A 22,268-nucleotide genomic window follows, 5' to 3' on the forward strand; every position below is an offset into this window, starting at 1 on the left:
GTCAATCGCCTGCCCGGGCAGGCGCGTGATCTCTGGCAGGCGGGGGTTCCGGGTCTGCAGCGGTTGTGGGAGGCTCATCACCGCGACCCTCGTCTCTGGGGCGTTGTGGTCTTGGCGGTGCTGTTGTGGCTGGTGGTCAGCCTGATCCGGCGTCGCCGTACGCGACGTCCCGTGCGCCGGGAGGAACCCTATGTGTGAATTGCTGGGCATGAGTGCCAATGTGCCCACTGATATCTGCTTCAGCTTCACCGGCTTCCTGCATCGTGGCGGAGGCACCGGGCCACACCGCGACGGCTGGGGCATCGCCTTCTACGAAGAGGGCGGCTATCGGGATTTTCGTGATCCCCACCCCTCGGTGCACTCCCCCATCGCCCGGCTGATCTGCGACTATCCGATCAAGTCGAATATCGTCATCAGCCATATCCGACAGGCCAATGTCGGCCAGGTGCGGCTGGCCAATACGCATCCCTTCGTCCGCGAGATGTGGGGACGCCCCTGGTGCTATGCCCACAATGGCCAGCTCGTCAATTGGCCGGCCTTGCCACACTCCTTTTATCGCCCGGTGGGGAGCACCGACAGCGAGCATGCTTTCTGCTGGCTGCTCGGTGAACTGCGTGGCGCCTTTCCTGATCCGCCGGCTGATGATGACCAGCATCGCGCCCTCTGGGGGACCCTCCACGGGCTCTGTGAACGGCTGCGTGGCCTGGGGGTCTTCAATCTGCTGCTGGCCGATGGCGAATACCTCTATACCTTCTGCTCCACCAAGCTGGCTCACATCACGCGGCGGGCGCCCTTCGGCCGGGCAAGCCTGTCGGATGCCGAGCTGACGGTGAACTTCGCTGAGCACACCACGCCCGATGATGTGGTCTCGGTGATCGCCACCGAGCCGCTGACCGACAACGAGGAGTGGGTTCGCATGGCGCCTGGCGAACTGCTGGTCTGGAAGGGGGGGCAGATTCAGGCGTGCTTTCAAACATAAGTTTTAATCGTATGTTTTACAGTCGCGATGTCGCTGGTATAACGTAGCCGCAAGAATAACAAGTCTGCTGATGACATCAGCCGCAGCGTGGAGACTGCCCATGAGCGAAAACGCCAAGCCCGCCATCCTGACCGGTCAGCCTCTCGAGGGGCTCGATGACTATGCGACGGTGATGGATGTCTTCCGCTCCTCCGTGGCGCGTTTTGCCGACAAGCCGGCGTTCAGCTGCATGGGGCGGGTGTTGACCTATGCCGAACTCGAGCGTCTCTCCGGTGATTTTGCCGCCTGGCTGCAGCAGGAGACCACGCTGCAATCGGGTGATCGCATCGCTATCCAACTGCCCAATGTGCTGCAGTTCCCGGTGGCGGTCTTCGGTGCCCTGCGGGCGGGGCTAGTGGTCGTCAACACCAACCCGCTCTATACCGAGCGAGAGATGGCCCACCAGTTCAAGGACTCCGGGGTCAGGGCCATCGTTATCCTGGCGAACATGGCCGACAAGCTCGAACGGATCCTCGAGCGCACCGATATCCAGCATGTGGTGGTGACTGAGTTGGGAGATCTGCACGGCTTCCCGAAGCGCCAGTTGATCAATACCGTGGTCAGGCACGTCAAGAGGATGGTGCCAGCCTACTCGCTGCCCGGTGCCACGTCGTTGCGACAGGCCCTCCGGGCGGGCGCCGGGCGTCGCCATCAGGAAGTGACGCGGGGGGCGGACGATATTGCTGCACTGCAGTACACCGGCGGCACCACGGGGCTGGCGAAGGGTGCCATGCTGACCCACCGCAACCTGGTGGCCAACATGCTCCAGGCCCGCCAGGCCATTGGCCCGGCGCTGACCGACGGTGCCGAGACCATCATCGCACCGCTGCCCGTCTACCATATCTATACCTTCACGGTGAACTGTCTGTTCATGATGGAGACCGGCAACCACTCGGTGTTGATCACCAATCCCCGTGACCTGGATACCTTCGTCAAGACGCTCAAGGGACTCTCCTTCACCGGCTTCATCGGGCTGAACACCCTCTTCAACGCCCTGTGCAACCGCGAGGACTTCCGCCGTCTCGATTTTTCCCGGCTGCATCTGACGATCTCCGGCGGCATGGCCCTGACCTGGGCCGCCGCGCAACGCTGGGAAGAGGTCACCGGTTGTCCGGTGGCTGAGGGCTATGGCTTGACCGAGACTTCGCCTATTGTCAGCTTCAATCCCGTGGATGCCATCCAGCTTGGCACCATCGGCAAGCCAGTGTCGGGGACCGAGGTGAAGGTGGTGGATGCCGATGGCCAGGATGCGCCTCTCGACATGGCGGGGGAACTCTGCGTCAGGGGGCCCCAGGTGATGAAGGGCTACTGGAACCGAGACGAGGAGACGGCGCGGATGCTCGACGAGCAGGGCTGGCTTCGTACCGGCGACATTGCCGTGCTCCAGCCGGATGGCTACATCCGCATCGTCGATCGCAAGAAAGACATGATCCTGGTCTCTGGCTTCAACGTGTACCCCAACGAGATCGAGGACGTGGTGGCGGCCCACCCGGGCGTGATCGAGGCCGCGGCCGTGGGCGTGCCCGACGAGACCAGCGGCGAGGCGATCAAGCTGTTCGTCGTCGCCCGGGATGAGACCCTGGATGCCGAGACGCTGCGGGCCTGGTGCAAGAAGGACCTCTCTGGCTACAAGGTACCGAGGTTCGTGGAATTTCGCGACGAGCTGCCCAAGACGAATGTGGGAAAAGTGCTGCGTCGCCAGCTTCGTGACGAGGAGCGCGCAAGGCGATAGTTTTCTTGTTGCAGCTTTATAGCCACTCTTGATGGTCGCGATTAGGCGCCACCGTGACCTCGGCGTTACAATGCATGGCCCGCCCGGGACTCCCGGAGCGGGCCGCTTTTTTGATGACCGCGACCCGGAGACGACAGTCGAGACCGTGACCACCGAGACCCGCCAGGCCCCTGCCGCGAATGCCCATGATGCCGCTGAGCTCGACGCCCTGACCCGTGACCTTGCTGACGCCCTGCGGCGCGACGTCCCGACCCTGGACAAGCGCCTGCGCGGGCTGCGCCGGCGATGCAGGGAAGGCAAGCCCGTGGATCGTGGTCTTGCGGAGGTGCGACGCGCACTCGAGCGTTCGCGACAGCAGGTGGAGCGTCGCCGCGCGAAGCCGGTGACCCTCGAGTATCCGACATCACTGCCGGTAGCGGAGCGACGAGAGGACATCCTCGAGGCCCTGCGCGAGCACCAGGTGGTGGTCGTGGCCGGTGAGACCGGCTCGGGCAAGACCACTCAGCTTCCCAAGCTCTGCCTGGAGCTGGGCCTGGGGCGCCGCGGGCTCATCGGCCACACCCAGCCGCGGCGCCTGGCGGCTCGCTCGGTGGCCAGTCGCCTTGCCGAGGAGCTCCAGGTGCCGCTGGGGGAGCAGGTGGGCTACCAGGTCCGCTTCACCGACCAGAGCAGCAACGATACCCTGGTGAAGTTGATGACCGACGGCATCCTGCTCGCCGAGACCCGCCACGATCCGGATCTCCTGCGCTATGAGGCCATCATCATCGACGAGGCCCACGAACGCAGCCTCAACATCGACTTCCTGCTTGGCTATCTCAAGCGCCTCACCGCGCGGCGTCCCGACCTCAAGGTGATCATCACCTCGGCGACTATCGACGTGGCGCGCTTTGCCGAGCACTTCGGGCGACGCGATGAGCAGGGACGGGTCGAGCTGGCGCCGGTGGTAGAGGTCACCGGGCGCACCTACCCGGTAGAGGTTCGCTACCGGCCGCTGGTGCGCGATGACGATGACGAAGAGGATCGCACCCTGCAGGAGGGGATCCTCCATGCTGTGGAGGAGATCGAGCAGGTCGAGCGCGACAAGCGCTGGTTCCATGGCCCGCGCGACATCCTGGTGTTTCTGCCCGGCGAGCGCGAGATCCGCGAGACCGCCGACACCCTGCGCCGCGCCGACCTCAAGGGCACCGAGATCCTGCCGCTCTACGCGCGGCTCTCCAATGCCGAGCAGAACCGGGTCTTCGCGCCCCATGCGGGGCGGCGCATCGTGCTCTCGACGAATGTGGCGGAGACCTCGCTCACCGTGCCGGGCATCCGTTACGTGATCGACCCGGGCCTGGTGCGTCTCAGTCGCTACAGTTACAAGGCCAAGATTCAGCGCCTGCCGGTCGAGCCGGTCAGCCAGGCCAGCGCCAACCAGCGCAAGGGGCGCTGCGGGCGCGTGGCCGAAGGGGTCTGCATTCGTCTCTACGACGAGGAGGACTTCCTGGCCCGTCCCGCGTTCACCGACCCCGAGATCCGCCGCACCAACCTGGCCTCGGTGATTCTCTCGATGCTGTCACTGAAGCTCGGTGACATCGAGGCCTTTCCCTTCGTGGATCCGCCGGACTCACGCTTCGTCACCGATGGTTTCCGGTTGCTTTTCGAGCTGGGCGCGGTAGACGCGAACAATCGCCTGACGCCGCTGGGGCGCAAGCTTTCCCCCTTGCCCATCGACCCGCGCCTGGCGCGCATGGTTCTGGCCGGTGCCGAACAGGGCGGGCTGCGCGACGTGCTGATCGTGGTCGCCGGCCTGGCGGTGCAGGACCCCCGCGACCGGCCGGCCGACAAGCGCCAGGCCGCCGACCAGGCACACCGCCGGTGGCAGGATCCGGACTCCGACTTCGTGGCCCTGCTCAATCTCTGGAACGGCTTCGAGGACGCGCGAGAGGCGCTCTCCGGCAACCGGCTGCGGCGCTGGTGCAAGGATCACTATCTCAATTATCTGCGTCTGCGCGAGTGGCACGACACCTTTCGTCAGCTGCGCCAGCTGCTGCGCGATATGGAGATCGAGGTGCCGCCGCCGGCGCCGCGTCCCACCGCCGATGATCCGGACAGGGACGACAAGGCACGCCGAGAGGCCCGCCGCGAGAACGCAGTGGCCTTGCACAAGGCGCTGCTCCCCGGACTGCTTTCGCATCTGGGGCTCGCCACCGAGAATCGCGAGTACCTGGGGGCTCGTAACCGCAAGTTCGTGATTCACCCAGGCTCGGGACTGGCCAAGAAGCCCCCCAAGTGGGTGATGGCCTTCGAGCTGGTCGAGACCAGCAGGCTCTTCGCCCGTACCGTGGCCAGGATCGAGCCTCAGTGGATCGAGCCGCTGGCCGGTCATCTGGTGAAGCGCTCCTATGCCGAGCCACACTGGGAGATGAAGCGCGCCCAGGTGGTGGCCACGGAACAGGTCACGCTCTTCGGTCTGCCCATCGTCGCCGGGCGTAAGGTCCACTACGGCCCCATCGCGCCGCGGGAGTCCCGAGAGCTCTTCATTCGTCGGGCGCTGGTGGAGGGCGAATTTCGCACGAAGGGGGCGTTCTTCCCCCACAATCGGGCGCTGGTGGAGGAGGTGGAGGACCTCGAGGACCGCGCCCGCAAGCGCGATATCCTGGTCGACGAGGAAACCCTGTTCGCCTTCTATGACGAGCGCATCCCCGAGGACATCGTCAACGGCAAGGGTTTCGAGGCCTGGCGCCGCAAGGCCGAGCGCGAGACCCCCGACATCCTGAAGTTCGACCGTGCGGCCCTGCTGGCGCGGGAGGCCGAAGAGGTCACCGAGGCCGACTACCCCGACGAGCTGGTGCTGGGCGGCGTGCGCTATCCATTGAGCTATCACTTCGAGCCCGGTGCCGCGGACGACGGCGTGACGCTGACCCTCCCGGCGGCCATGCTGCCCCAGCTGCCGCTGGCGCGGCTCGAGTGGCTGGTCCCGGGCCTGTTGCGCGAGAAGTGCATCGCGCTCATGAAGTCGCTGCCCAAGGCGGTGCGCCGCCAAGTGGTGCCGATCCCCGACTGGGTCGACGCCGCGCTCGAGACGATGACGCCGGACGACGTGCCGCTCACCGAGGCGTTGGGCGAGTTCCTGCGTCGCCGGACCGGCGTGCGGCTGGATCCCGATGACTGGCGTACCGAGACGCTGGAGCCGCACCTGGTGATGAACCTGCGGGTGGTCGATCACCAGGGCCGGACACTGGGGCAGGGCCGTGATGCCCGCGAGTTGGAGCGCCGCTTCGAGGCCGCCGCTGGCGAGGGCGCTCGGGCTCTGGCCAAGCAGGCCAGCAGCGAAGGCGAGCTCGAGGCCCTGCCCGAGACGCCCTTGCCCGAGTCCCGGGTTACCACCCAGGCCGGCATCCGGGTGGAGGCCTACCCGGCCCTGGTGCCCGTCAAGGAGACCTTCCGGGTCGAGCTCTTCGACCATCCGGACAAGGCCCGCGAGGCCCATCGCCGTGGCGTGGTAAGGGCGGCCATGGAGCGTCTGCCCGACCAGGTGCGGGCCGTCGAGCGCCTGAAGGGGCTCGAGACCTGTGCGCTGCTGTTCGCCAAGGTCGGCAGCAAGCGACAGCTCATTGAGGACGTGGTGGCAGCGGTGTTCTGCCAGGTCATGGCCACCGATCCGCTGCCGCGCTCGCGGGACGCGCTGGAACATCGCCTCGAGGCGCGATGCGACGCACTGCTGCCCCGGGCGAACACCCTGGTGGCTACCCTGGAGCAGGCACTCAAGGGCCACCTGGCCGTGACCAAGGCACTCAAGGGGCAGCTGAACCTGGCCTTGGCGCTGGTCTACAGTGACCTCAAGGCCCAGATGCAGCGGTTGGTGCATCCCGGTTTCGTCAGCGAAGCCGGTGAGTGGCTCGATGAGTACCCCCGTTATATGGAAGCGGCCCTGATTCGCCTGGAGAAGGCGCCTCGGGAGCGCATGCGCGATCAGATGCAGATGCAGGAGGTCCAGGATTTCGAGGCACGTCTGGCGGCCCGTCGCCAGAGCGAGCGGCGCGGCGGGGTGGAGGACCCGGCCCTGGTGGAGTTCCGCTGGTGGATCGAGGAGCTCAGGGTTTCGCTCTTCGCCCAGCAGCTGGGCACGAAGTTCCCGGTCTCCGCCAAGCGCCTCGAGAAACGCTGGGCAGAACTCACAGGGAGGACGGCATGAGCCAGGTAGTGATCACCGGCACGGGGCTCTACACCCCGGAACACGCCATCGACAACGCGGCCCTGGTGGCCTCGTTCAACGCCTGGGTGGACGCCGAGAACGCGTGCCATGCCGAGGCCATCGCCGCCGGCGAGCGTGAAGCGTTGCCCCCCTCCAGTACCGAGTTCATCGTCAAGGCTTCGGGCATCCATAGCCGCTACGTGCTGGACGCCGAGGGGATCCTCGACCCCGAGCGCATGCGCCCCCGGCTGCCCCAACGCGGCAATGACGCGCCCTCCCTCCAGTGCGAGATGGGCCTGACTGCAGCGCGGGAGGCTCTCGCCGGGGCGGGGGTCGAGGCCGGCGATATTGAGCTGGTCATCGTCGCCTGCTCCAACCTGGAACGGCCCTACCCGGCCGTCGCGGTGGAACTCCAGGACGCGCTCGGCGCGGGTGGCTACGCCTTCGACATGAACGTCGCCTGCAGCTCGGCGACCTTCGCCATCGAGACCGCCGCCAACGCCATCCGCGCCGGCAGTGTCAAGCGGGCGCTGGTGGTCGACCCGGAGATCTGCTCGGCGCACCTCAACTTCCGGGATCGCGACAGCCACTTCATCTTCGGGGATGCCTGTACCGCCATCGTGCTGGAGAGCGACGCGGTGGCCACGGCCGAGGAACGCTTCGAGATCCTCGGCACGCGTCTGGTGACGCGCTTCTCGAACGCCATCCGCAACAACGCCGGCTTCCTCAACCGGGTCACCGACAGCGATCCGCAGGCCATCGACAAGCTCTTCGTCCAGGAGGGCCGGCGGGTCTTCAAGGAGGTCTGTCCGCTGGTGGCGGCGCTGATTACCGACCACCTGGCGAGTCTCGAGCTTACCGGCCCCGACCTGTCGCGCCTCTGGCTGCACCAGGCCAACCGCCACATGAACGACCTGATCGCCCGGCGCGTTCTGGGCCATGACCCGAGCCCCGAACAGGCGCCGATCATCCTCGATCGCTACGCCAATACCAGCTCGGCGGGTTCGATCATCGCCTTCCACCTGCACCGCAGCGACCTGCCGGCCAGCGCGCTCGGGGTGGTCTGTTCCTTCGGCGCGGGATACAGTGCCGGCAGCGTGGTGGTGCGGCGCCAATGAGCATCATGACAGGGAACCGCTGGGAGGCGAGAAAGCCGATGAAACAGGGGCTGATGAGAGGGACCTGGTGGGCAGCGCTGCTCCTTTTGCTGGTAACCACCGCGGGATGTGCCGCCAGTGGCGAAACACGGGAGCGCCACCCCGACGACCCTTGGGAGGGCTTCAATCGCAAGGTGTTCGCCTTCAATGATGTGGTTGACCGCTATGCGCTCAAGCCGGTGGCGCGGGGCTACCGCTTCATCACCCCGGATCCGGTAGAGACCGGTGTGGGCAATTTCTTCTCTAACCTGGGGGAGCCGCGCACCGTCCTCAATAGCCTGCTGCAGGGCAAGGTGCGCAACGCCAGCATCGCCACCTCGCGCTTCCTGATCAATACCACGGTAGGGATCGGCGGGCTCTGGGACGTGGCCAGCCGCATGGAGATCACTGGCCAGGAGGAGGACTTTGGCCAGACCCTGGGCACCTGGGGATGGGAAGAGTCCCGCTACCTGGTGCTGCCGCTGCTGGGGCCGAGCACCCTGCGCGATACCGGCGGCCTGCCGGTGGACATGTACGCGTATCCGACCACCTACGTCGAGGACGACGAGGTGCGCATGGGCCTGACTGCCCTGAGGGTGATCGATGCCCGGGCCGGCCTGCTCGACCAGGAGGCGCTGATCCGTGGCGACCGCTACAGCTTCATCCGCGATACCTGGCTGCAGCGGCGCCGCTTTGAGGTCAATGATGGCGAACAGGGCGAGGACCCCTTCGCCAGTGAGGACTTCGATTTCGATGATGCGGACTTCGATGACGCCTTCGCCGAATGAGGCCATGACAGCATGCCATCAGCCAAGCAACTGATCGGGGTGATCGATGTGCCGGGGCCGGAGCGCGATGCCCTGGCCGAAACCATCGCATGTGACGGCCTGGCGGTGTATGCCGCCGACAGCATCGAGGGACTCCCCCCGGAAACCGCCTTCATCGTGGCTCACGCCCGGGCGGTACCCAGTGCCGACTGGATACGGCTCGCCGAATGCCTGCCGACCCTGGTGGTCAGCGACGCGCGCCAGGATGTCGACCTGCTGCGCGCGGTCGATGCCGGGCTGGTGGATTACATCATCGACCCGCTGCGCCATGGGGCCCTGCTGCGGCGCATGATCGGCAAGGCCATCGAGGTGCATCGCCTGGCCGCGGAGCGTGAGCATGACCGTGCCCGCCTGGCCCAGCTCAACGAGGAGTTGGAGGAGCTCAACGAGAGTCTCGAGACCCATCTGGCGATGCTGCGCCTCGACCAGCAGGCCGGCGGGCAGATTCAGCGCAAGCTCCTGCCGCCGAGGCCACAGACGCTGAATGACGTCACCTTCGACTACTGGCTGGCACCCTCGCTCTACCTGTCCGGGGATTTCCTCGATTTGCAGGCCTTCAACGAGCGCTATAGCCTGTTCTATTTTGCCGATGTCTCGGGGCACGGGGCCTCCTCGGCCTTTGTCACCGTGCTGCTGAAGTATCTCTCCAACCACTGGCAGCACGAGTGGGACGGCGAACATCCCGAGGCCCTGGCGCCGCGCTGGCTGGCGGCGCTCAATCGCGAACTGCTGGATGCCGGTATCGGCAAGCATGCGACCCTGTTCGTGGGGGTCATTGACCATCAACGTCGTTATCTCCACTATTCGCTGGGCGCTCAGCTGCCCATGCCCCTGCTGGTGACCGGCGGGGAGGTGACGCCGCTGCCTGGCGAGGGCATGCCGGTCGGCCTCTTTCCGGGGGTCGACTACCCTCGGCTGGGCTGCGAATTGCCGGAGAACTTCCGACTGTGGTTGTGTTCGGATGGGATACTGGAGTGTCTGCCGGGCGACACGCTCGATCTGCGGCTCAGGGAACTCGAGCGGCGGGTCCTGGCCAGCGAGACGCTGGAGGACCTACGTGGCAGCCTTGCACTGGGGAACTTGGCGGACGATGATGAAGGCGTCGCCGAGATTGCCCCGGGACACGAGGAACTGCCAGACGACCTGACGATCATGATGTTGAGCGGATTTGGCAATGATAAATAATGAAGGCCGCATCAAGGCGGCGTTCGATTCCGGGGTCTTCGTCCTCAAGCTGTGTGGGGACGTGCGCCTGACGCTCTGTGCCACGCTGGACCGCCAGGCCCGGCAGCTGGCTGAAACCCCGGGCCTCGAAACGCTGATCATCGACCTGCGCGACACCACCAACGTGGATTCCACCGCCCTGGGCTTCCTCGCCAAGGTCGCCATGGCGGTGCAGGGTCGCGTCACCGAGCGACCGACCATCATCGCCGACAATCCGGATGTCCGGCGGATGCTCGACGTCATGGGGTTTTCGCGCATTTTCACTCTGGTGGAGACGCCGATCACCGAGACCTGTGAGCTTCGTGACCTCCCCGAGATTCCCACCGATGTCGAGGAAACCCGCCTGCGGGTCCTCGAGGCGCACCGCATCCTGATGCGCCTGAACGAGCATAATCGCGAGGAGTTCCAGCCGCTTGTCGAGATGCTCGAGGCCCAGCAGGCCGCCTCGCACGACCACTGACCGAGGCCTCGGCGGTCCCGGCCGGTCAGCCCTTCCTCAGTTCTCCCAGTAGCGCCTCCAGCTTGCGCTGGTCGGCCATGAACTTGCGGATGCCCTCCGCCAGCTTCTCGGTGGCCATGGCGTCCTCGTTCATCTCCCAGCGGAACTCGGCCTCATCCTGGGGCTCCGGGGCGCGGGTCTCGGCATCCAGCGGCGTGAGCCGACGCTCCAGGGGGCCTCGCGTCTCGGCCAGCTCTTCCAGCAGCTTGGGCGAGATGGTCAGTCGGTCGCAGCCGGCCAGGGCGATGATCTCGCCGGCGTTACGGAAGCTCGCGCCCATCACGATGGTGTCGTAGCCATGCCCCTTGAAGTGCTCGTAGATGCGCCTGACGGATTGCACGCCAGGGTCATGATCGCCGCTGAAGTCGGCATCGGGTGCATGGGCCTTGTGCCAGTCGAGGATCCGGCCGACGAAGGGGGACACCAGGGTGACGCCGGCATCGGCGCAGGCCCGGGCCTGGGCGAAGCTGAACAGCAGGGTGAGGTTGGTGTGGATGCCCTCGCGCTCGAGGATCCGCGCGGCACGGATGCCTTCCCAGGTGGCGGCGACCTTGATCAGGATGCGCTCGGGTCCGACGCCGTGACGTCCGTAGCGCTCGATCAGCGAGCGGGCCCGCGCCAGGGTCGCGTCGGTTTCGAAGGAGAGGCGGGCGCTGACCTCGGTGGAGACATAGCCCGGTATCAGGGCGCTGACTTCGCTGCCGATCTCAACGGCCACCGCGTCCAGGGCATCGTCGATGTCGGTCGCATGGCGAGCGATCTCGGCCAGACGCGCGCGGCGTGCCTCTTGCTGGGCCGCCTGCAGGATCAGTGACGGGTTGGTCGTGGCATCGGTGGGCTCGAAGCGGCGAATCGCCTCGAGGTCACCGGTGTCGGCAACCACGGTGGTCATGGTCTTGAGTTGTGAAAGCAGGTCATCTGCCATGGCGGGATCCCTCCGGTTGTCGTGGGGGTCACTCTAGCAAGGCGGGGTGGTCGAATATAGACGGCCGAGGCAGGGACCGGGGTTTCAGGTATCATTCGTCCTCTATCTGTTTGTCCGGTTCCTGCCGTGGAGGCGCCTTGACCCTGAACTCCCGACGCGTGGCGCTGCTGGTGGCCGCCAACACGGCCCTGGCACCCTTCGCTATCGATGCCTACCTGCCGGCCATGTCGGCGATCGCCGGGCATATCGGCGCCAGCATCCATCACACGGAACTGTCGCTCTCGACCTTCCTGGCGGGTTTCGCCCTGGGCCAGCTGGTGTTCGGCCCGGTTTCCGATCGGGTGGGACGCAAGCCGGTGCTGCTCGGGGGGCTGGTGGTCTTCCTGCTGGCCAGCCTGATGATTACCACGGTGAGCTCGCTGGGGGAGCTGCTGACCTGGCGTTTCGTCCAGGCGCTGGGCGGTGGCGCGACCGTCGTCAATTCGGCGGCCATCGTGCGTGATTGCTTCAGTGGTCGTGAGGCAGCGAAGGTGATGTCGACCATGGCCATCATCATGCTGATGGCGCCGTTGGTGGCGCCGGTGGTGGGCAGCGGGCTGCTCTATCTCGCCGACTGGTGGCTGATCTTCGTGTTCCTGGCCGCCTACGCCGGTTTTTTGATGTGGCTGCTGGGCACCCAACTGCCCGAGACGCGCCCGCCCGGGCGGGCGGCGGCCACGCCGTCCAGGGTGCTGGCCAACTACGTCAGTGTGCTTCGCGATCGCCACGCCATGGGCTTCATCGCCGCCGCCTCGATGTCGTTCGCCGGGCTGTTTGCCTTCGTCACCGCCTCGCCGTTCCTCTATCTTGAGCACTTCGGCCTGACGCCGTCCCTCTATCCGCTGGTGTTCGGTGTCAACGTGGTGGTCATGGTAGCCGCCAACCGCCTCAATATACGCCTGCTGAGATGGCGTACGCCCCTGCAGAACCTGCGTCTGGGGCTGGGTATCCAGCTGGCCGCCGGCCTCGGGCTGGTGTTCATGGTGGCCAGCGGCCTGGAGTCGCTGGCCACCATGGTGCCGCTGATCATGCTGTTCGCCGGCACCATCGGCCTGATTGCCCCCAACGCTATCACTTCTCTGCTCGATCGTTTCCATCACATGAGCGCCACCGCGGCGGCCCTGCAGGGCAGCTTGCAGTTTTCCAGCGGCGCCCTGGCCGGGGTGCTGGTGGGCGCCTTCGAGGTGGACAGCGCCTGGCCCATGGTGGCCACCATGCTGGGGGCTTCGCTGCTGGCCAACCTCGGCATCCGCGTACTGGCAGGCCGAGCCGGAGAGGCCTGAGGCGTGCTCTGGCGAGATGCCGGATGGGGATCTAGAATTTGTGGGGAGTTGTCACGAAGATGTCATCTGACTGGGGCAAGGTGTGTCTTGCGAAGGTTGCACACTGTCCCAATCAGGAGATCGCTCCATGAATCGCATCCTCAAGACTACCGCTATCGCTGCCGCCGTCATGGGTGTGGCTACCGTGGCCCACGCTCGTGACCAGATCCGCATCGTCGGCTCCAGCACCGTCTACCCGTTCGCCAGCTACGTGACCGAAGAGTTCGGCGCGGTGACTCAATACCCGACCCCGGTCATCGAGTCCACCGGTTCCGGTGGCGGCCTGCGCCTGTTCTGCAACGGTGTGGGCGAGGGCACACCGGACATTACCAATGCTTCCCGCCGCATCAAGCTCTCCGAGCTGGAGCGCTGCATCGAGAACGGCGTGACCGATATCACCGAGGTCAAGATCGGTTCCGACGGCATCGTTTTCGCCCAGTCCAGCACCAACGAGGCCATCGAGCTGACGCTCGAGCAGCTGTTCCTGGCCGTGGCCGCTATGGTGCCGGTCGATGGTGAACTGGTCGATAACCCCTACACCAACTGGAGCGAGATCGACGCCTCCTTGCCGGATCGCGAGATCTCCATCTACGGTCCGCCCAGCACCTCCGGAACCCGTGACGCCTTCGAAGAGCTCGTGATGGAAGTCCCGTCAGAGGAAATGGAAGCTTATGGCGGTGAAGGTTACACTGACGTTCGTTCCGACGGGGTCTACATTGATGCCGGCGAGAATGACAACCTGATCGTCCAGCGCCTGAGCGAGGACACCGATGCCTTCGGTATCTTCGGCTACTCCTTCCTGGTGGAGAACCCCGATACCCTGATCGGCACGGCCATCGACGGCGTGGAGCCCGAAGCCGAGGCGATCAGTGCCGGCGACTATCCGGTCGCCCGCTCGCTGTGGTTCTACGTCAAGAACCAGCACGCCGAGGAAGTTTCGCCGATGTACGACTACGTCGACATGTTCGTCTCCGAGACCATGATCGGCGAGGGTGGCTACCTGATGGACCTCGGCCTGATCCCGCTGCCGGAAGGCGAGCGTGAGCAGACCCGTGAGAAGGTCGAGAACCGGGCTCAGCTTCAGGTCGACGACCTCAAGTAATACCCCGTTGGGCAGGGATGCCTGATCCGGCCGGCAGCCCACGGCTGCCGGCCGTCTCACGTTATGGCAGCTATGCTGCCGTTGTTATCCACCGAGAGAGACCTATGCAGACCAACCAACTCCTCGCCATGTTCAGCGGCGTCCTGCTGCTGCTGGGTCTGATAGCCTTCTTCCTGGGGCGTGCCAAGGCCGCGCGGGTACGCGCCAGCGGCACGGCCATGTATGCTCAGCCCGATCAGTACGCCTGGTTCGCCGTGCTCGCCACCGCCGGCCCGGCGATCACCGTGGGTGCCATCGGGGCTTTCCTGATGCTGCTGTTGGGGGCTGATATTCCCACCTTCTATCTGTTGGCCGGCAGTCTGGTCATTGCCGCCGTGGGCCTGATGGTGGGGATGAGCCAGGTGAAGCCCGACTTTCACGCTCGTCAGGCCATTGAGCGAGTGATTCGCTGGGTGCTGGTCGCTGCGGCGCTGATCTCGATCTTCACCACCTTCGGTATCCTCTTCTCCATCGTCTTCGAGGCGCTGCGTTTCTTCCAGATGCACAGCTTCTGGGACTTCATCACCGGCACGGTCTGGAACCCTGGCGCCAGCTTCCTGGCCGCCGCGGGACGCGGCGACGAGGGGGGGAGCGCTGCCCAGTTCGGTTCGGTGCCGCTGTTCGCCGGCACCTTCATGATCACGGCCGTCGCCATGCTGGTGGCGATTCCCGTGGGCCTGCTCTCGGCCGTCTATATGGCGGAATTTGCTCCATCACGGGTGCGCACCCTGGCCAAGCCGACCCTCGAGGTGCTGGCGGGCATTCCCACCGTGGTCTATGGCTTCTTCGCCGCCATCACGGTGGCGCCGCTCATCGTTGACGTGGCCGGCTTCTTCGGCCTGGACGCCTCCTTCAACAACGCCGTGGCGCCCGGGGTGGTGATGGGCATCATGATCATCCCCTTTATTTCCTCGCTTTCCGACGATGTGATCAGTGCGGTACCGGACAGCATGCGCCAGGGCTCGCTGGCACTGGGCATGACCAAGGGCGAGACCATCCGCGATGTGGTCATTCCCGCAGCGCTGCCGGGGATCATCTCCGCCTCGCTGCTGGCGGTCTCGAGGGCGCTGGGCGAGACCATGATCGTGGTGATGGCAGCGGGCATGCGGCCCAATCTCACCGCCAACCCGCTGGAAGACATGACGACGGTGACGGTGCGCATTGTCGCCGCGCTGACCGGTGACCTGGAGTTCGAGAGCGCCGAGACGCTCTCCGCCTTCGCCCTGGGGCTGGTGCTGTTCGCCGTCACGCTCAGCCTGAATCTGGTGTCGGTACTCATGATCCGCCGCTTCCGCGAGAAGTATCGCGTCAACAACCTGTAACGCCGAGGAATCGCCGAGATGAGACAATCCTTCGAGGACATCAGCGCTCAGCTGCGCCGTCGCCATCGCCAATCGTCGCGGTTGAAGTGGATTTCCATGGGGGCCTTGGGGCTCGCGGGCATCTTCCTGGTGTTGTTCTTCGCCGACATGCTGTCCAAAGGGCTGCCGGCCTTCCAGCAGGTACAGATCCAGGTGGAGATCGACTACAACGAGGACGCCCAGCGCATGGGGCGTGCCGCTCTGGACCCGGAAGTGTCGCGCCTGGTGAGCCGTACCTTCGAGCGTCTGATCCCGGTCCGCATGCGCGACAACCCCGAGCTGCTGGGTACCACCGAGACTCGCTGGGTGCTTGCCGACAGCGAGGTGGACCAGTACCTCAAGGGACACCGTGACAAGCTTAGTGAATCCCAGAAAGCCACTATCAATTCATTGGTCGAACAGGGCCGGGCGGAGCTCAAGTTCAACACCACCTTCTTCACCAGCGGCGACTCCAAGATGCCGGAAGCCTCGGGCATTCTCTCTGCCGCCGTGGGCACGGTGATGACCTTGCTGGTGACGCTGGCCATCGCCTTTCCGGTTGGTGTGATGACGGCGGTCTATCTCGAGGAGTTCGCCCCCGACAACCGCCTGACGCAGATCATCGAGATCAATATCAACAATCTGGCGGCCATCCCTTCGATCCTGTTCGGCTTGCTTGGCCTGGCCATCTTCATCAATTTCTTCGGGGTGCCGCGCTCTTCGCCGCTGGTAGGCGGCATGACGCTGGCGCTGATGACCCTGCCGGTGATCATCATCGCCACCCGCACGGCCCTGCGCAGCGTGCCGGATTCGATCCGCCACGCTGCCTTCGGGGTGGGCTGCTCGCGTTGGCAGGTGGTGCGCGACCATGTGCTGCCGCTGGCGATGCCGGGCATCATGACCGGTTCCATCATCGGCCTGGCCCAGGCCATGGGCGAGACGGCCCCATTGATCATTGTCGGCATGGTGGCCTTCATTCCCGATGTGGGGGCGTCCTTCACCCAGGCTGCCACCGTGCTGCCGGCGCAGATATTCACCTGGGCGGGCGAGCCAGAGCAAGCCTTCGTCGAGAAGACCGCCGGGGGGATCCTGGTGCTGTTGGCGATCCTGATCTTCCTCAACGCCACTGCCGTCATCCTGCGCAAGAAATTCGAGCGCCGCTGGTAGGCCACGCTACGTTACAGGGTATCCAAAGATGAACATTCACGTTGCCGAGCGGAGTACCGCGCCGATGTCACGTCACGAAAGCTCCCCCCCCGAACCCGGTCAGCCGGTGACCCGCAATACCGACGCCCACCATGAGCTGAGCATTCGCGTCCGCGACCTCAACCTCTGGTATGGCGAAACGCAGGCGCTCAAGAACCTCAACATCGATATCTATCAGAAGAATATCACCGCACTGATTGGTCCCTCTGGCTGCGGCAAGTCGACGTTCCTGCGCTGCCTGAATCGCATGAATGATCTGATACCCAGTGTGCGGGTCCAGGGGCTGGTGGAGATGGACGGCCACGACGTCAACGCCGCCAAGATGGACGAGGTGGCGCTGCGCCGCCGGGTGGGCATGGTGTTCCAGAAGCCCAACCCTTTTCCCAAGTCGATCTACGACAATGTCGTCTACGCGCCGCGCATGCATGACCTGGTGAGTCGCAAGCCGGAGCAGGATGAACTGGTGGAGAAGGCGCTGCGCGACGCCGGCCTGTGGGAGGAGGTCAAGGACAAACTGCACCAGCCGGGCACCTCTCTCTCCGGTGGTCAGCAGCAGCGCCTGTGTATTGCCCGGGCGATCGCCGTACAACCCGACGTGATCCTGATGGACGAGCCGACGTCAGCGTTGGATCCGATCTCCACGGCGACCATCGAGGACCTGATGGACAAGCTCAAGCAGCAGTTCACCATTATCACCGTGACGCACAACATGCAGCAGGCGGCGCGAGTGGCGGACTATACGGCCTTCTTCCACCTCGGCGAGATCATCGAGTACAACGACACCAAGACCATGTTCGCCAACCCGGCCACCAAGAAGGCCGAGGACTACATCACCGGCCGCTACGGTTAATGATTCCGTCGCCGGCAGGTGATAACGGATGGGGAGGCTTCGGCCTCCCCATCGTCGTTGACGCTGTCATAGGATTGACATCCCGTTGCGTTATATATGAGATTCCATATGTTGTCAGGAGCCACTCCCATGGCGAAACAGCGCGTGCTTTTTCTGTGCAATGCCAACTCCGCCCGTTCGTTGATGGGCGAGGCCCTCCTGCGCCATCTGGCCGGCGAGCGCTTCGAGGCCTTCAGTGCGGGCAGCGAGCCCGATGAGCCCGCTGCGCTAACCCTTCAGGCATTGGAGAAGCAGGGGATTTCCACCGAGGGGCTGGCCAGCAAGTCGCTGGACGACTTCGCCGGCGAACACTTCGCGGTGGTGATCGTGCTCTGTGACAAGGCCCAGCAGGCCTGCCGCGACTGGCAGGGCACCAGCGACGAGCACCTCTATTGGGATATTCGCGACCCGCGTCTGATCGGTCGTGCCGATGCCTACGAACAGGCCCTGCAGGAGATTCGCCAGCGACTCTCGCTGTGGCTGCAGATCAAGGCGCGCGACGACATTCAGCGCTGAAGATCACAGGGAGCGTTTTCTTGCCCATCACGCCCAGTGTTTCATTGCATTCGAAGGGGACATCATGACACTACGCATCGGCATCAATGGCTTCGGCCGTATCGGTCGTCTGGTGGTGCGCAGCCTCTGGCCCCGCGTCGAGGCCGGCGAAGTCGATCTGGTGCGCATCAACGATCCGGGTGGCGACGCGGCCACCTTCGCCCACCTGCTCGAGTTCGACTCGGTCCACGGCCACTGGTCACCGGGGCAGGGCATCCAGGCCTCGGAGGATGCCATCCTGATCGACGGTCGTCGTATCGCCTTCAGTGCACACCGGGCCCTGGACGAGGGCGACTGGTCCGGCTGTCAGGTCGCCATCGAGTGCTCCGGCAAGATGAAGACCACGGAGGCGCTTCAGGCCTATCTCGACCAGGGCGTCGAGCGGGTGGTGGTCAGCGCGCCGGTGAAGGAGGAGAGCGTGCTCAACGTGGTGGTGGGCGTCAACGACGACAAATACGACCCCGACGTCCATCGCATCGTCACCGCGGCGAGCTGTACCACCAATTGCCTGGCGCCGGTGGTCAAGGTCATCCACGAGACGTTCGGGATCCGCCACGGCTCCATGACCACGGTGCACGACATCACCAACACCCAGACCATCCTCGATGCCCCCCACAAGGACCTGCGCCGGGCCCGGGCCTGCGGCATGAGCCTGATCCCCACCACCACGGGCTCGGCCAAGGCGATTACCGCCATCTTCCCGGAGCTGACTGGCAAGCTGAATGGGCATGCCATCCGCGTGCCGCTGGCCAACGCCTCGCTCACCGACATGGTCTTCGAGCTCGAGCGCGAGGTGACGGTGGAGGAGGTCAATGCGGCGCTCAAGGCCGCCGCCGAGGGCGAGCTCGCCGGCATCCTGGGCTACGAGGCGCGCCCGCTGGTCTCCATCGACTACCGCACCGACCCCCGCAGTTCGATCATCGATGCCCTCTCGACCATGGTGGTCAACGGTACCCAGCTCAAGCTCTACGCCTGGTACGACAACGAGTGGGGCTACGCCAATCGCACCGCCGAGCTGGCCCTGAAGGTGGGGCGTGGTTGAATCGCTCAGCACACGACTCAAGTCGCTGCCCTTCGAGGTGCGTCAGTACCTGCTGATCACCGGCAACTACTGGGCCTTCACGCTCACCGACGGCGCCCTGCGCATGCTGGTGGTACTGCATTTTCACCAGTTGGGCTACACGCCGCTCGAAGTGGCGCTGCTGTTCCTCTTCTATGAGGCCTTCGGCGTGGTCACCAATCTGGTAGGGGGGTGGCTGGGCGCCCGCCTGGGACTCAACCGCACCATGAACGTTGGGCTCGCGCTGCAGATCGTGGCGCTGTCCATGCTGATGGTGCCCGCTGCGTCCCTCACCGTGCCCTGGGTGATGGCCGCCCAGGCCCTCTCGGGCATTGCCAAGGACCTCAACAAGATGAGCGCCAAGAGCGCGGTCAAGGTGCTGGTGCCCAAGGACAGTGCCAGTGCCCAGAGCTCGCTCTACCGCTGGGTGGCGATCCTCACCGGCTCAAAGAATGCGCTGAAGGGTGCCGGCTTCTTCCTCGGTGGTGTGCTGCTGACGTTGATCGGTTTCCGTGGCGCCGTGATCGCCATGGCGTTGATGCTGGTGGGAGTGCTCGCCCTGTCGCTGGTCCGGCTCAAGGCCGACCTCGGCCGCCAGAAGGTCAAGCCCAAGTTTTCCGAGGTGTTCTCGACGTCGCGGGCCATCAACGTGCTCTCGGCGGCAAGGCTGTGCCTGTTCGCCTCCCGGGACGTCTGGTTCGTGGTGGCGCTGCCGGTATTCCTCTATGACCAGCATGGTTGGAGCCACTGGACGGTGGGCGGCCTGCTGGCCGTGTGGGTGATCGGCTACGGCGGCGTCCAGACTCAGGCGCCTCGTCTTACCGGTCTGGTAAAGGGCGGGGCTCGTGCTATCACAGCGTTCTGGGCGCTGGCGTTGGCCGGCCTGCCGGCGTTGCTGGCCCTGTTGCCCCTGGCCGAGGTGGGCTGGCTGGTCGCGGGGCTGTTGGCCTTCGGCGCGCTGTTCGCCGTGAACTCAAGCTGGCACAGCTACCTGATCGTCCACTATGCTCGCGCTGACGGCGTCTCCATGGACGTGGGCTTCTACTACATGGCCAACGCCATGGGTCGCCTGCTGGGCACGCTGCTCTCCGGCTGGGTCTATCAGGTCTACGGGCTGGCTGCCTGCCTGTGGATCTCGGCGGCACTGGTGGCGGCCAGCGCGCTGATGGCCCTGGCGCTGCCACGGGAAGCCACGGAGCGATGAGTCCTCGCTATCCCCCGCTCACACTGACCCTGACACTGGGCACCACCCAGACCCTGGCCTGGGCCTCCAGCTACTATCTCCCGGCGCTCCTCGCTAAAGCCAACTGCAATAGCCCTGTCTCCGACCCTCGGTCGCTGTCGGGTCGGGTCGCTTTGGCGTAAAATACAGCCTTTAATCGACCGCTGGGGGATAGCCCTTGACCCTTCTTGATCCCGCAAGACTGTTCAAGTGCCTGGGTGACGAGACGCGCCTGATGCTGACGTTGCTGATTCGCCGCGAGGAGGAGTTGTGTGTCTGCGAGATGACCCACGCCCTTGAGGAATCTCAGCCCAAGGTGTCGCGCCACCTGGCCCAACTGCGCAACTGCGGCCTGCTCAACGATCGTCGTGAGGGGCAGTGGGTCTACTATCGCCTCTCCGAGGCACTGCCGGGCTGGGTGGATGAGGTGCTGCTGGCGGCTGATAAAGGCCAGGAGGAGCGCCTCTCTAGCCTTCAGGTTCGCCTTGCTGACATGGGTAACCGGCCCGAGCGTCGCCTGGTGATGTGCTGAAACGCCGTTGCTTTTCCCCTCGCCTCCACTACCCGCTCTCCACCGCGTTCGGCCATTGTCGACTAGCCTTGAAGTACACTGCTGGATCCTTTCAGGAGCGTCCTCTGTGTCATCGCGCTCCTGGAGGGCCATGGTCTCTGCCGGAGCTTTCACACGTGGAATTCAAGGATTACTACCAGGTGCTCGGTGTCGCGAGGACCGCGACGCCCGAGGAAATCAAGAAGGCCTATCGCAAGCTGGCACGCAAGTTTCATCCTGATGTCAGCAAGGAGCCCGAGGCCGAACAGCGGATGCAGGAGATCAACGAGGCCAAGGCGGTGCTGACCGATCCGGAGAAGCGTCTCGCCTATGACCAGTTGGCTCAGGAGTATCGGTCGGGCCAGGATTTCCAACCGCCACCGGACTGGGATGCAGGCTTCGAGCACAGCGGGCGTGGTTTCGAGGAGGCCGACCTCGGTGAATTCAGCGACTTCTTCGCCAACCTGTTCGGCCAGGGTGGCCGGGCAGGGCGAGGGGGCCGCGGCTATCAGATGCGTGGCGAGGATCGTCATGCCAAGGTGTTTATCGACCTGGCGGACGCCTTCCAGGGCGCGACCCGGTCGATCACCCTGCAAGTGCCCCAGATCGATGCGCAAGGGCGCGTGGTCTCCCGAGAGCACACCCTCAACGTACGGATACCCAAGGGCATCAGGGCTGGCCAGCATATTCGCCTTTCGGGGCAAGGCAGTCCCGGTATGGGAGGCGGCCCGGCGGGTGACCTCTATCTGGAGATTCACTTCACGCCGGATTCGCGTTATCGGGTCGAGGGGCGGGATGTGTATCAAACGGTACCGGTAACGCCCTGGGAGGCCGCTCTGGGAGCCAGCATCGAAACCTCGACCCCCTCGGGGGTGGTGAAGCTCAAGGTGCCTGCCGGGTCACAGACCGGTCGCCGATTACGCTTGAAGGGGCGTGGTATCCCGGGGCCGGAGCCGGGCGATCTTTATGTGGAACTCGAAGTGGTGCTGCCCCCGGCCGATACTGACAAGGCACGGGAACTCTATGAAACCATGGCGCATGAACTCGCTTTCGATCCGCGCCAACGGAAAGGAGGCTAGGACATGGCGCAGCAGCGTATTGTCAGCGGTGAATTGATCGACGAGGCGACCCTCACCCTGGAGGATCTGGCGCGCGCCTGCTCGGTAGAAACCGAGTGGGTCGTCGAGCGCATCGAGAGCGGCCTGCTGGCCGATGGTTCGCCCTATGTGGCGAGCTGGCGTTTCACCAGCCATGACCTGACCCGTGCCCGACGACTGTGTCAGCTGGAGCGCGACTTCGAGGCAGCGCCCGAACTCGCCGCCCTGGCAACCGACCTGATCGAGGAGAACCAGCGCCTGAGGGAGCGGTTGCGAGCCGCAGGACGGGTGGATGACGAGCACTGATTA

General features: G+C 65.0%; 19 protein-coding genes and 1 pseudogene. 19 read left to right on the forward strand and 1 reads right to left on the reverse strand.

The features are described 5' to 3' along the window. The 8 genes and pseudogenes from RI841_RS02095 to RI841_RS02130 form a co-directional block, all read left to right on the forward strand. Positions 1-198, forward strand: a pseudogene (locus tag RI841_RS02095) (hypothetical protein); the annotation flags it as partial. Further along, entirely contained in the window at positions 191-979 is a 789-nt protein-coding gene (locus RI841_RS02100; RefSeq protein WP_310703889.1) for a class II glutamine amidotransferase, read from the forward strand. The pseudogene RI841_RS02095 and the gene RI841_RS02100, both read left to right, overlap by 8 nt. 100 nt (positions 980-1,079) lie before the next feature. Further along, positions 1,080-2,750, forward strand: a complete 1,671-nt coding sequence (locus tag RI841_RS02105; protein ID WP_310703890.1) for an AMP-binding protein — start codon at positions 1,080-1,082, stop codon at positions 2,748-2,750. Between the two features lie 145 nt (positions 2,751-2,895). Then, the gene (gene hrpA / locus RI841_RS02110; protein WP_310703892.1) at positions 2,896-6,927 is read left to right on the forward strand and encodes an ATP-dependent RNA helicase HrpA; all 4,032 of its coding nucleotides are present in this window, start codon (positions 2,896-2,898) and stop codon (positions 6,925-6,927) included. Continuing rightward, positions 6,924-8,045 carry a beta-ketoacyl-ACP synthase III gene (locus RI841_RS02115; RefSeq protein WP_310703893.1) on the forward strand — a complete coding sequence of 374 codons (1,122 nt, stop codon included), beginning with the start codon at positions 6,924-6,926 and terminating at the stop codon, positions 8,043-8,045. The genes hrpA and RI841_RS02115 overlap by 4 nt, the downstream gene beginning before the upstream one ends. Positions 8,046-8,083: 38 nt before the next feature. Next, positions 8,084-8,851, forward strand: a complete 768-nt coding sequence (locus tag RI841_RS02120; protein WP_310703895.1) for a VacJ family lipoprotein — start codon at positions 8,084-8,086, stop codon at positions 8,849-8,851. Between the two features lie 12 nt (positions 8,852-8,863). Beyond that, positions 8,864-10,075, forward strand: coding sequence for a PP2C family protein-serine/threonine phosphatase (locus RI841_RS02125; RefSeq protein ID WP_310703897.1), 1,212 nt, complete (start codon positions 8,864-8,866; stop codon positions 10,073-10,075). Beyond that, positions 10,065-10,574 carry an STAS domain-containing protein gene (locus tag RI841_RS02130; protein ID WP_310703898.1) on the forward strand — a complete coding sequence of 170 codons (510 nt, stop codon included), beginning with the start codon at positions 10,065-10,067 and terminating at the stop codon, positions 10,572-10,574. Before RI841_RS02125 ends, RI841_RS02130 begins: the two co-directional genes overlap by 11 nt. A 25-nt stretch (positions 10,575-10,599) precedes the next feature. Here the strand turns inward: RI841_RS02130 and tal are convergent, their stop codons facing one another. Then, the gene (gene tal, locus RI841_RS02135) at positions 10,600-11,538 is read right to left on the reverse strand and encodes a transaldolase (RefSeq protein WP_310703900.1); all 939 of its coding nucleotides are present in this window, start codon (positions 11,536-11,538) and stop codon (positions 10,600-10,602) included. 137 nt (positions 11,539-11,675) lie between these two features. Between tal and RI841_RS02140 the strand changes: the two genes are divergently transcribed. From RI841_RS02140 to RI841_RS02190, 11 genes are all read left to right on the forward strand, one after another. Next, entirely contained in the window at positions 11,676-12,860 is a 1,185-nt protein-coding gene (locus RI841_RS02140) for a Bcr/CflA family multidrug efflux MFS transporter (RefSeq protein WP_310703901.1), read from the forward strand. Positions 12,861-12,987: 127 nt separating this feature from the next. Continuing rightward, positions 12,988-14,001: a substrate-binding domain-containing protein gene (locus RI841_RS02145; RefSeq protein WP_310703903.1), complete on the forward strand. Its 1,014-nt coding sequence runs from the start codon at positions 12,988-12,990 to the stop codon at positions 13,999-14,001. 104 nt (positions 14,002-14,105) lie between these two features. Next, entirely contained in the window at positions 14,106-15,362 is a 1,257-nt protein-coding gene (gene pstC / locus RI841_RS02150; protein ID WP_310703904.1) for a phosphate ABC transporter permease subunit PstC, read from the forward strand. An 18-nt stretch (positions 15,363-15,380) separates the two neighbouring features. After that, positions 15,381-16,547: a phosphate ABC transporter permease PstA gene (pstA, locus tag RI841_RS02155; protein WP_310703905.1), complete on the forward strand. Its 1,167-nt coding sequence runs from the start codon at positions 15,381-15,383 to the stop codon at positions 16,545-16,547. A gap of 64 nt (positions 16,548-16,611) precedes the next feature. Then, positions 16,612-17,436 (forward strand): phosphate ABC transporter ATP-binding protein PstB, encoded by an 825-nt coding sequence (gene pstB / locus RI841_RS02160; RefSeq protein ID WP_405000896.1) that lies wholly within the window; start codon positions 16,612-16,614, stop codon positions 17,434-17,436. A 129-nt stretch (positions 17,437-17,565) separates the two neighbouring features. Further along, complete coding sequence (locus RI841_RS02165) at positions 17,566-17,991, forward strand: arsenate reductase ArsC (RefSeq protein WP_310703907.1); 426 nt, start codon at positions 17,566-17,568, stop codon at positions 17,989-17,991. Between the two features lie 64 nt (positions 17,992-18,055). Then, positions 18,056-19,072 (forward strand): ArsJ-associated glyceraldehyde-3-phosphate dehydrogenase, encoded by a 1,017-nt coding sequence (locus RI841_RS02170; RefSeq protein WP_310703909.1) that lies wholly within the window; start codon positions 18,056-18,058, stop codon positions 19,070-19,072. After that, a complete protein-coding gene (gene arsJ / locus RI841_RS02175; protein WP_310703910.1) occupies positions 19,065-20,294 on the forward strand; it encodes an organoarsenical effux MFS transporter ArsJ in 1,230 nt (409 codons plus the stop codon). The genes RI841_RS02170 and arsJ overlap by 8 nt, the downstream gene beginning before the upstream one ends. A 196-nt stretch (positions 20,295-20,490) precedes the next feature. Beyond that, positions 20,491-20,844 (forward strand): metalloregulator ArsR/SmtB family transcription factor, encoded by a 354-nt coding sequence (locus RI841_RS02180; RefSeq protein ID WP_310703911.1) that lies wholly within the window; start codon positions 20,491-20,493, stop codon positions 20,842-20,844. Between the two features lie 155 nt (positions 20,845-20,999). Continuing rightward, entirely contained in the window at positions 21,000-21,941 is a 942-nt protein-coding gene (locus tag RI841_RS02185; RefSeq protein WP_310703912.1) for a DnaJ C-terminal domain-containing protein, read from the forward strand. Positions 21,942-21,944: 3 nt separating this feature from the next. After that, complete coding sequence (locus RI841_RS02190) at positions 21,945-22,265, forward strand: chaperone modulator CbpM (protein WP_310703913.1); 321 nt, start codon at positions 21,945-21,947, stop codon at positions 22,263-22,265. The last annotated feature ends 3 nt before the right edge of the window (positions 22,266-22,268 follow it).

Source organism: Halomonas sp., assembly GCF_031581305.1.
Lineage (GTDB): Bacteria > Pseudomonadota > Gammaproteobacteria > Pseudomonadales > Halomonadaceae > Halomonas.